We start from the raw sequence: 11,289 nt of genomic DNA, 5'->3' as shown, positions 1-11,289 counted from the left end.
GTTCATCCCGAAACATTGCCATCCCCAAGACAAGCCAAAGTACTTGGTCTGATGGTAGTCGGCGCCTTCTAATCGTCGCGGAGGCACTCAAACGCAGTGCAGATTCAACCCATTCGACGGGGATGTTTTGAGTAAATGAGCTGAGGTCTGAGAAGTTAAAGAGGTCGCTGAGGTCGAGCAGGTCTTGCTGAAAATCCATAAAAAATCCGATGATGTTTCCATCATTGGATTTTCTATTAAGCCCTGCGCTAACTCAAACACTTAAGTGAACAGCATTGCGTGATTGACGGGCTTTTCCTGTATTCTGATAACCAAAGTGCTTAGAACTGGTCAGCACTCAGAGCCATCATGTCCTCACTGCCACTCTTGATAGACTCGGCCAGCGCTACAGCACGTGGCAGCAGACGCGAGAAGTAATAACGGGCCGTTTTCAGCTTGGCATCATAGAAACCACTGGTATCGCCTTCTGCTTTACTCTTGGCGATCTTAGCCATCATCGCCCACATGTAACCGAATGCGACATAGCCGAACAGGTCAAGATACTCGACACTGGCCGCACCGACAGCATTAGGGTCTCCTGACACCGTTTCCAGAACATACTCAGTCACATCAGACAAACGCTCGATACTGGCGGCCAATGGCTCTACAAATTCGAGCAGGTCTTCCTGATCACGGTTGGCTTCGATAAAGTCTGCGACCTCATTGGCGAACAGTTCGAAGAACTTACCGCCGTTGGCAGCAATCTTACGCCCCATCAAATCAAGCGCCTGGATACCGTTAGTGCCTTCATAGATCTGAGCGATCCTCACATCACGAACCAACTGCTCCTGACCCCATTCGCGAATGTAACCATGGCCACCGAAGACCTGTTGTCCATTGACTGTGCTTTCCAGCCCACGGTCGGTCAGAAATGCCTTGGCGACAGGAGTTAAGAGCGCCACCATCGCATCCGCATGCTGCTTTTGAGCCGCATCTTCAGAGAACTTGGCAATGTCCAGATACTTGGCAACGTATGTCGAAAATGCCCGGCTGCCTTCGTTCAGCGCACGAATATTCATCAGCATTCGACGAACATCCGGGTGGACGATAATCGGATCAGCGGCTTTCTCAGGTGCTGCCACTCCTGAAGGAGAACGCCCCTGAATACGATCCCTGGCATACTCAACCGCGCTCTGATATGAACGCTCAGCCGCCGCCAGACCTTGTACACCCACTCCCAGGCGCTCATAGTTCATCATGGTGAACATGCACGCCAATCCTTTGTTCAGCTCACCGACAAGCCATCCCTTCGCACCATCGAAGTTCATAACACAAGTCGCTGACGCCTTAATCCCCATTTTATGCTCAATAGAACCGCAACTGACGGCATTACGCTCGCCCAGACTACCATCATCATTCACCATGATTTTGGGGACCAGGAACAACGATATGCCTTTAGGGCCAGCCGGCGCATCGGGCAGCTTCGCTAGTACCAAGTGAATAATGTTGTCACTCAGGTCATGCTCGCCACCGGTAATGAAGATTTTGGTACCGGTGACGGAATAAGACCCATCTGTCTGAGGCTCGGCCTTGGTACGGATTATCCCCAGGTCAGTGCCCGAATGAGGCTCTGTCAGACACATGGAACCGGCCCAGACACCTGAATACATGTTCGGGAGATACTTTTCCTTCAATTCCTGCGTGGCATGAGAATCCAGGGCCAAACACGCACCTGAAGTCAGCATGGGATACAAACCGAAAGAGATATTGGCTGACTGCACCATCTCTTCGACCTGGGCACCAATCATCTTGGGCATCCCCATACCACCAAACTCAGGATTCCCTCCCAGACCACACCAGCCACCTTCGATGAAGGTCTGGTATGCTTCACGGAAACCCGCCGGCGTCGTTACCACACCATCATTCCACTGACAGCCTTCCTCATCGCCACTGCGGTTTAATGGCGCAATAAGGCTTGCAGAAATCTTTCCGGCCTCTTCCAGGATGGCGTCCGCAGTCTCTACGTCCACACTTTCCTGGGCTTTTGGCAGTGATTCCCACAATTTGCCCACTTCAAACACTTCTTTCAGAACGAACTGCATGTCGCGTAACGGCGCAGAGTAATCAGCCATGGTTACACCCTCGTGATAATGTCTTTTTTGGAATTCAGTTTTATATACGGATTTCGACTGGATTTCAGGTTAACAACTGGTTATCCAAGAAAACACAGCTAACCGTTGTACGTAAAAAGCCCGCTTTACGCGGGCTTTCTTTTACCTGATTTGATCAGAATGCAAAATGTTCTGCATCCAGATCCATCAGCGTATCAGCGCCACCCAAAGCACTAATTGCATGACCTGCTGTGCGGGGAAGAATACGCTTGAAGTAGAAGCGTGCGGTATGAATTTTGGATTTGTAGAACGCTTCTTCGGTCGTACCTTCTGCCAGTTTCTGCTGAGCCACAAACGCCATCCGCGCCCAGAAATATGCCAGCGTTGCATAGCCTGAGTACATCAGGTAATCAACAGAAGCAGAACCTACCTCATCACGATTCTTCATGGCGGTCATACCAATCTTCATGGTCAGATCGCCCCAGTCTTTGTTCAGTTTGGCAAGCGGCTCAATGAAGTCCTTCATTTGTTCATTGTCAGCCTGTTCCTTACAGAACACATGTATAAGTTTGGTGAACCGCTTCAGAGATTCCCCCTGAGTCATCAGGACTTTACGTCCCAACAAGTCAAGTGCCTGGATACCGGTAGTTCCTTCATACATCAGAGCAATACGGGTATCACGAACAATCTGCTCCATGCCCCACTCGGAGATAAAGCCGTGTCCGCCGAATACCTGCATACCCAGGTTGGAAGCTTCATAACCCACTTCCGTCAGAAATGCTTTCGCTATCGGCGTCAGGAAGCCCATCATTTCGTCGGCTTCTTTTCGCACTTCTTCAGTCGCACCATGGTGAACAAAATCACCCTGCACGGCAGTGTAATAGATCAGAGCACGAGCGCCTTCAGCAAAAGCCTTCTGGGTCAGAAGCATGCGACGCACATCTGGGTGCACGATGATCGGATCAGCAGGTCCGTCCGGGTTCTTAACACCAGAAAGTGAACGCATTGCCAAACGATCCTTGGCATACGCCAGAGAGCCCTGGAAAGAGAGCTCAGCAGCACCCAGCCCCTGCAAAGCAGTACCGATACGGGCAAAGTTCATGAAGGTAAACATACAGTTCAGACCTTTGTTTTCAGGTCCGATCAGATAGCCTTTAGCACCATCGAAGTTCATAACACAAGTGGAGTTACCGTGAATCCCCATCTTGTGCTCAATAGAACCACAGCTCACCGCATTACGCTCACCAACACCACCGTCACCGTCGGTCATGAACTTGGGAACGATGAACAGGGAAATACCTTTGGTACCTTGAGGGGCATCCGGCAGACGCGCCAGGACAATATGAACAATATTTTCAGCCATATCATGCTCACCGGCTGAAATGAAAATTTTGGTGCCGGTAATGCTGTAGGAACCGTCAGCATTGGGCTCAGCTTTTGAGCGAAGAATACCCAGATCAGATCCGCAGTGAGGCTCAGTCAGACACATTGTACCGGTCCATTCACCACTGACCAGTTTCGGCATGTAAGACGCTTTCTGTTCTTCTGTGCCGTGCAATGCAATAGTGTTGATCGCACCATGACTCAGACCGGGATACATACCCCACGACCAGTTGGAGGTCCCCACCATTTCACTCATGACGAGACCAAGAGATTCAGGAAGCCCCTGGCCACCAAACTCCTCTGCGGAGGTCATCGAAGGCCAGCCACCCTCAACATATTGCTGGTAGGCTTCTTTAAACCCTGTAGGTGTTTTGACACCGTCTTCACTCCAGACACAGCCTTCTTCATCACCGACGCGATTCAAAGGAGATAATACTTGCTCACAGAACTTAGCTCCTTCCTGGATAATAGCGTCGACCATGTCCGGGGTCGTCATTTCAGCAGTTGGCAACTCACTGTAGTGGGACTGAACATTCAGCAGTTCATCCATTACAAACTTAATGTCGCGTAAAGGAGCTTTATATTCCGGCATACTGATTACCTCATCTCTCCAGCAAAGGCTCGTCGGCTTTCACTATTGTTACCGTGCACACGGATTATTTTGTTTCTTTTACCTGTCGCTTACGCTCATTTTCCATGATTGGTTGAGCCTGGACAGTTGATTAATGTATCAAACAAGTGTTTGAAACATACGTTTGCTTAAGCAGAATGTCAAGGTTGATTAGAGTTAAAACACCAATTTTTCGCTTTTGTCGGAGGAGATTCTCCAGCGTCAGACTGCGGGGGTGGCACACTTCCCTTCAAATCAATAAGTTAAAAGCGTGTATCGGGAGGGTGCAGAAACAGTTATGTTGTAAAATTTTGTTAGTGAAGCGGGGCAATCCATGCCAAATTCATACGCCACCTGAGGTCGGAGAATCAGGATTTACCTCAGATAATCTCGTCAAGCACGGTGGTAAAATCATCTATGTCGGAAAGCTGATCGCCAATTCCGATAAGCTCCTGATAAGTTTGAATGGCACGACTCTGGCTGTCACGGCGATCTGTTGCGGAAGAGTCTGATTCCGCCGCAGCTCTTTGCTGTTCACGCTGCTCTTCGGATTCCTGTGCCTCTGTCCGCTGCTGCTCAGCCAAATCAGCTCTCGCCTGGATAATGCCCTGGTTTGCCTGAGCCGCGACTCGACGATCCTGAGGAGAGGGCTCAGCTGGCGCTAGAGCCGCGCGGCGTACCTGCTCCAGTTTACGGATAGTCGCATCGGGATTCCCCGGTACAGTACTGGCATCGATCGACACTTCACCAGCTACAGCATAGGTACGCCCATCAGGACCTCGCTCATAGCTGAACTGAGGCGCTGACGCGTATATCCCCCCTACTGATAGATGTGCCTGCTCATGGGATCGAACCTCCCGGTCTCTGGAAGACAGCTCTGAAATTACCGCCAGCTCTTCGTCAGAGATTTGCCCTGCTGGCTGCGAAGATCTCTGTGATTGGTCAGGGCTTTCACGATCCGGGCTCTGAGGAGAACTTTGTTGACCAGTCTCCCCGGAGGTTTGCTGACCTTCAGTCGGTTCAATTCCCTGGCGGACACCCGCAGCATCCACAGACACATTGGCTTGCTGCGGGTCAACCTGCTCCTCGGAGGGTACGACAGGACTTTGACTGGTATTCCCGGCGCTATTATCGCCGGTTTGTTGATTGAGTTGCGCAAAGCGATTGTAGACAAGAGCTGGAGTCGTTCCTGAGGGAGAGCCTGACGAGGCCTGCTCCAGGGGCTGAACAGGTGGAAGGGTGGACTCGAGGTCCTGAACAGAAGCAGTCGATACCTGCGCCTTTGAAGGAGGCGAATAGGGAGTTATGGTGTTGGACACCGGCAAAGCGGAACCAGTTATAAGCACCTAAAGCTCACCCCTTGGCGCAGACCTGCGATATCCCTGACAGATTACGCCTTGATATCCAGCAGTGTACCGATAACCTCATCGGCCACTTTCACGACTTTCGCAGAGGCTTTGACACTTGTCTCGTAGAGTTTCAGATCCACCAAAGGCTCAGCCAGATCACTATAGAGATCACCACTTTGGCCTGAAGACTCACCATTATTGTCGCCGCCACTCGTCGGCTGCCCGACCCTGGCAATTTGTGAGGCAGCCTTTTCAGCCCCCTGTACACCTTGCCGTATCCCTTGCAGCCCAGTATTCAAAATATTAGAAACCACTACAACTCCCTACAGCATTACCGTTGTATAGAACCTATTCTAATGCCGACGCTGTTCAATATTCAACCAAACTGCATAACAGAGTGTAACAGGAGGTAAATGATCCAAAGTTAACCAGCACTTGAATCTGGCGGAATCAGCGTCCCGATTCTAAGCGCCGACTGAACCGCTTCATCTTCCGGCGATTTTGCAAAAGGCAGCACGCCAAGGCAAGGCGCCTTGATCCCTCCACTTAGGGTGTCCAGGTTTTCCTTTAATCCGGACATAGGAACAGACTGACATTGATTCCCGATCCATCCGGCAAGAGGAACCCCTCTTCTCTGAATGGCCTCAGCTGTCAGCAAAGCATGATTGAGGCAACCCAACTTGAGCCCGACCACCAGAATCACAGGCGCTCTGAGCTCCATCGCCAGGTCTGACAGCATTTCCCTTGGGTTTAAAGGCACCAGCCATCCACCCGCACCCTCGACAAGAGAAATGTCGTGCGGGGTCATCAGCGTGCCGCGACATAGTCCGGACAAACGTGGCAGGGACAGCGATTTGCCTTGTCTTTGAGCCGCAATGTGAGGCGCAATAGGCTCCTCCAGAGCAACAGGATTCACCTGGGCATAGGGCAGCCTGACTGTCGCATAGCGTTGCAATGTCAGGGCATCATCATTGACCAGACCATCCGACGACATCTCACAGCCTGCAGCAACCGGCTTAAGGCCGATCGTCCGCAGCCCATGCCTGGAAAATGCATGCAGCAGAGCAGCTGTCACAAAGGTTTTACCAACTTCTGTATCAGTTCCGGTGATAAATAGGGTTCTAGGCACAGCAAAGCACTTCTATAGTTAACTAATCTTGACGATAAAATAAGTCTAGTGGGGTTTGCGATAGGAAATAAATGCAACACGATAGGTCGTTGGTAACCCTCTGGGCCCACGGTAACTTTCGTAGTGACTTATCATGTGTCTGATTTTCGATTTACCCGTGAATCCTCGCGGCCGGTCTGAATTCAGATTGTGGGCACCAATTCCTTTTAATTCACTCATAATGTCTTTGACGGAAGGATAATAGCGAACCCATCGGCTTTCCCGAACGTCAGCCTCGGGTATCGACTCACGGATGGATAGCTCAAGCTCCTCCTGAGTCTGAAAACGGTTAACGTGGGTTGCCCCACTCCCCTCCAAAACCCTGTCTGCCGCCCTCCAGGACTCCTGAAGTTCAATTAAGGTGCCGTCTAGCAGTGTAGAGCACAGTAAACTTCCACCCGGCTTCAGAACTCTATGCGCCTCTCTGAACCAGAGAATAGGATCTTCCAACCACTGCATAGCCATATTACTGAATACGACATCATACTGAGAAGATGGCAGGGGCATCTGCTCCATATCTCCCACAATCCAGTCGTCAGCCCCCTCCGGCTGATGAGCACGGGCGAATTCCACCATCCCATCAGCCAAATCCATACCAGTGATGTACGATAGGGGATAATTCAACCTTAAGTGGTGAGTCAGCCAGCCGGTACCACACCCAATATCAGCGATTCTTAAATCCTCAGGGCTCTTCTCAGGTTCCAGAAGCCCCATTAAAGAAAGTCCCACTTCCTTTTGCAATCCGGCTAATGCGTCGTAGGTTTCGGCCGCATGTCCGAAGGATGCCGCCACCAGTTGCTTATCAATTGCACTCACCTGCACAGACCCCGGGTTATATTTGAGTTGACAGCCCACAGTTACTCTCCCGTAAATCGTTGAATATGCATGGCCAATTCATTGCAGGCAGTCTGACTGGGGTAATGCCCCATGCTCTCTACGACTTCAACGACCTGATCAACATATTGTTCGCGAATAAGCCTGGCGAGTTCATCTGTAGGCACCAGTCGATCCAGCCCCCCCAGCAAATGCAATACTGGCACCTTGATGTCTGCCAGTTCGTCGCGCATGTCCCACGCCTTCAGCCATGCCAAAGTTTGCGACAGATGTTCAATCGGCCAGGACAGTACTTTTTCATGCCACTGTCGGGCTTGCCGGGTTAGTTGGCGGGCATCAGGATCTCCCAGCATGATCAAACCGCTAAACCTTTGTAGCAGCTTCTCTGGGCGCTCCTCCAGCATCCTGGAGAATTCATTGAATAGTTCCGAGCCGACACCTGGCCAGCATTCATTTCCGATAAAACAAGGATTGGAGCCTATTAGAACCAGCGCCTCAGGAACCTTCTTCAAATGTGGAAGCATCCTGATGGCGGCCGTGCCACCAAGCGACCATCCAATCACTATCACCGGACAGGAGACATTTATCGCCTGATTGAGAGCTTCAAGCAGACTCTCTTCGCTATGATTAAGCTCCACGATGACTACATCTGCCCAGCTACTGATCGCATCTGACAAATCCTGAACAGCGTCACTGGGCTGCGCCCAGCCCGATATTAGAACAACCCGGTAGCGGGCAGGCTCTACTGAAGAATCCCATTGTGAGGCAGCCATTAAACTGTCATCTCCCGACACTGCTGTAATGCTTCCAGCAGACGCTCAAGATCCTGCTGCGTGTGGCCAGCAGAAAAAGTTACTCTTAATCGAGAAGTATTCGCAGGCACTGTAGGAGGCCTGATTGCCGTAATCAAAATCCCTTTCTTACGTAAAGCATTTGCCAACTCCAGAGCTTTTTCAGTCTCTCCGATCAAAATTGGCTGTATAGGGGAGTCCGAGTCCATTAATTGATAACCAAGCGCCAACGCTTCACGACGAAATTGCTGAATCAGCGATACCAGATGCTCTCTTCGCCAGGATTCTTCCCGCACGATATCAAGACTGGTACAAGTTGCTGCGGCAACGGCCGGGGGCATGGATGTGGTGTAAATATAAGTCCTGGCAAATTGAATGATGTATTCAATCAGCTCCTCGCTGCCGGCCACAAAAGCACCTGCCGTTCCAAACGCTTTCCCCAGCGTCCCCACCAACAGCGGCAGATCAGACTGAGACAAGCCAAATATTTCGGCACATCCTCCGCCCTCTCCACCAAGAACGCCGAAGCCATGAGCATCATCCACCATCAACAACGCATCATGTTCACGACACAGAGGGGCTATTTGATCGAGTAAAGCTATATCCCCATCCATGCTGAATACGCCGTCTGTCACCACCAGTGATCGACTATCCGTATCGCTTTCCAAACGTCCTCTTAAAGCTTCAGGATCATTATGTGCGTATCGCAATAACCGGGCACCGGATAACTGCGCTGCGTCCAGCAGAGAGGCATGATTCAACTTGTCCTGGATAACTTTGTCGTTGCGCCCGACCAGAGCCGATATCACGCCCAGATTGGCCATATAGCCGGTAGAAAACAACAAGGCACGATCACGACCGGTAAATTCAGCCAGTCGCACTTCAAGTTCATGGTGGGGCTCAATATGTCCGGTGACCAGGTGAGACGCACCGCCACCCAGTCCATACTGACTCATTGCAACCCGAGCGCTTTCAATCAGGCGCGGATCGTTGGCCAACCCTAGGTAATCATTGTTACAGAAGGCCAGATATTCCTGGCCTTCTACCTTGATATGGCAACTTTGGGGAGAGGCAAGAGTCAGACGCTTGCGGTACAACCCTTGTTGCCGACGTTGCTCAAGAGCCTCCGGGATATGACGCCACTTCGACATCTGTGTTCAGGCACTTTCAGATGCGTCGTAGAACATTTCGCTCATCTTACGTTTCTGCTCCTCTGCAACGATAGCATCGTGCAGTTGAGCTTCCTGAACATCCTCGTCATGGCACTGCTCTCTTTGCTCCGGCTTGATTCCCAGTTTCTGGAACAGCAATCGATCCTGGTCCGCTTCCGGATTCGGCGTGGTCAGTAGCTTTTCCCCATAAAAGATGGAATTTGCCCCTGCCAGAAAACACAGAGCCTGCATCTGTTCGTTCATATCTTCACGACCCGCTGACAGCCTCACGTGAGACTTGGGCATCACAATTCTGGCAACAGCAATGGTTCGAATGAAATCAAACGGATCCAGTTCACCCTGCAACTCCAATGGCGTTCCTTCAACTTTAACCAACATGTTGATCGGCACACTTTCCGGGTGAGCAGGCAGGTTTGCCAGCTGCATCAAAAGTCCGGCACGGTCTTTCAGGGTTTCCCCCATGCCCATAATGCCGCCACAGCAGACCTTCATTCCGGCATCGCGGACATTCTGAAGAGTGTCCAGACGGTCGGCATAAGTGCGGGTGGTAATAATTTTATCGTAGTAGTTCTCTGAGGTATCCAGATTGTGGTTGTAATAGTCCAGGCCGGCCTCAGCCAGTTGCCCTGCCTGCTGCGGACTAAGCATACCGAGGGTCATACAGGTTTCCATCCCCAAAGACTTCACCTGCCTGACCATTTCCAGCACGTAAGGCATATCTTTTTCACGAGGATTACGCCATGCCGCCCCCATGCAGAATCGGCTGGCCCCTTTTTCCCTGGCCTGGCGGGCTTCCTTCACGACTTTTTCGACTTCAAGCAGCTTTTCTTTTTCAAGACCGGTATTATAGTGACCACTCTGAGGACAGTATTTGCAATCTTCCGGACAAGCGCCTGTCTTTATCGACAACAAGGTGCTGACCTGAACCTCATTTGGGTTGAAGTACATCCGATGAACCGTCTGCGCCTGAAAAAGCAAATCGTTAAAAGGCAATTCAAACAACGCCTGGATTTCTTCAATTGTCCAATCATGACGAACTGGGGCTTGGGCACTTGCACTCATTATTCAACATCCTGAATGTTGGGTTATACCGGGAGCGATCTGAAAGCCCCCTGCATTAAATGGATTTTGAAAATCAAACATGGAAGACATGATAAAGCGGCTTAATAAGCTGTCAACTTTTATTAGACTAAAAGTTGACAGCCATCTACCAAGACATTGCCTGTTATGCCTGGATACAGGGCAGACAACCTCAATCTGTAGTGCTTGCAGGGACGACTTCCCTTCAACAGTGAATGGATGTGAAATCTGCGGCCAAAGCATTAAGACTCAACTTTATTCAACTCAACGCAACCAGATATGTGGGCATTGCCTGACACGGCCACCGGCTTTCAGCAAAGCGGTGTTCGCTTTTGACTACCGGTTTCCTCTTCCATCCATAATCAGACAACTGAAATACCATGAGCGCGGCTATTGGGCCAAGCCATTGGCTCAAGCCGCCTACTCACACTTCCAGCAGGCATTTAGTCAACTTAACCAGGCAGTGCTGGTTCCCGTCCCCATGCATTCATCGCAATATTATTCACGCAGAGACAACCACGCTCAACTGCTGGCCAAACATCTGGCTCTCTATTCTGGATTCCCCGTAAACACCAAACTTGTAGCTAAAACCCGCGCCACACCCCGACAGGCAGAACTGACAGCCAAAATGCGTCGCCGAAATGTACGGAACAGTTTCGCAATTAACATGACCCCACCAGAATCTCCCATCATTATTATAGACGATGTGATGACCACCGGCAGTACCATTGACGCCATTGCAGTCCAGCTATTAAAGGCTGGCGCAACTGAGGTATTTGGCTTTTCTGTGGCGAGAAGATCGGTTGAATAAC

General features: G+C 50.8%; 11 protein-coding genes. 1 reads left to right on the top strand and 10 read right to left on the bottom strand.

Annotation, left to right across the window (positions count from 1 at the left end):
* From F566_RS36340 to bioB, 10 genes are all read right to left on the bottom strand, one after another.
* Positions 1 to 199 (bottom strand): transposase domain-containing protein (locus F566_RS36340; protein ID WP_020405160.1); only part of this gene is annotated, 199 nt, incomplete at its 3' end.
* 121 nt (positions 200 to 320) lie between these two features.
* Entirely contained in the window at positions 321 to 2,111 is a 1,791-nt protein-coding gene (locus F566_RS0113855) for an acyl-CoA dehydrogenase C-terminal domain-containing protein (RefSeq protein WP_020407598.1), read from the bottom strand.
* Positions 2,112 to 2,265: 154 nt separating this feature from the next.
* Positions 2,266 to 4,065, bottom strand: coding sequence for an acyl-CoA dehydrogenase C-terminal domain-containing protein (locus F566_RS0113850; protein ID WP_020407597.1), 1,800 nt, complete (start codon positions 4,063 to 4,065; stop codon positions 2,266 to 2,268).
* A 398-nt stretch (positions 4,066 to 4,463) separates the two neighbouring features.
* The gene (locus F566_RS35475) at positions 4,464 to 5,429 is read right to left on the bottom strand and encodes a putative metalloprotease CJM1_0395 family protein (protein ID WP_020407596.1); all 966 of its coding nucleotides are present in this window, start codon (positions 5,427 to 5,429) and stop codon (positions 4,464 to 4,466) included.
* Positions 5,430 to 5,473: 44 nt separating this feature from the next.
* Complete coding sequence (locus F566_RS0113840; protein ID WP_020407595.1) at positions 5,474 to 5,746, bottom strand: hypothetical protein; 273 nt, start codon at positions 5,744 to 5,746, stop codon at positions 5,474 to 5,476.
* 110 nt (positions 5,747 to 5,856) lie between these two features.
* Positions 5,857 to 6,561 (bottom strand): dethiobiotin synthase, encoded by a 705-nt coding sequence (gene bioD, locus F566_RS32890; protein WP_020407594.1) that lies wholly within the window; start codon positions 6,559 to 6,561, stop codon positions 5,857 to 5,859.
* A 45-nt stretch (positions 6,562 to 6,606) separates the two neighbouring features.
* Positions 6,607 to 7,416 (bottom strand): malonyl-ACP O-methyltransferase BioC, encoded by an 810-nt coding sequence (gene bioC / locus F566_RS0113830; protein ID WP_157496789.1) that lies wholly within the window; start codon positions 7,414 to 7,416, stop codon positions 6,607 to 6,609.
* Between the two features lie 41 nt (positions 7,417 to 7,457).
* Entirely contained in the window at positions 7,458 to 8,207 is a 750-nt protein-coding gene (locus F566_RS0113825) for an alpha/beta fold hydrolase (RefSeq protein WP_020407592.1), read from the bottom strand.
* Positions 8,207 to 9,376 carry an 8-amino-7-oxononanoate synthase gene (gene bioF, locus F566_RS0113820; RefSeq protein ID WP_020407591.1) on the bottom strand — a complete coding sequence of 390 codons (1,170 nt, stop codon included), beginning with the start codon at positions 9,374 to 9,376 and terminating at the stop codon, positions 8,207 to 8,209. Before bioF ends, F566_RS0113825 begins: the two co-directional genes overlap by 1 nt.
* A 6-nt stretch (positions 9,377 to 9,382) precedes the next feature.
* Positions 9,383 to 10,459: a biotin synthase BioB gene (gene bioB / locus F566_RS0113815; RefSeq protein WP_020407590.1), complete on the bottom strand. Its 1,077-nt coding sequence runs from the start codon at positions 10,457 to 10,459 to the stop codon at positions 9,383 to 9,385.
* A gap of 79 nt (positions 10,460 to 10,538) precedes the next feature.
* Here bioB and F566_RS0113810 point away from each other — a divergent pair, with 79 nt between their 5' ends.
* Positions 10,539 to 11,288 (top strand): ComF family protein, encoded by a 750-nt coding sequence (locus tag F566_RS0113810; RefSeq protein WP_157496788.1) that lies wholly within the window; start codon positions 10,539 to 10,541, stop codon positions 11,286 to 11,288.
* Position 11,289: the final 1 nt, after the last annotated feature.

Source organism: Hahella ganghwensis DSM 17046 (assembly GCF_000376785.1).
Classification (GTDB): Bacteria; Pseudomonadota; Gammaproteobacteria; order Pseudomonadales; family Oleiphilaceae; genus Hahella; species Hahella ganghwensis.
This window is presented reverse-complemented; position numbering and strand designations above follow the sequence as displayed.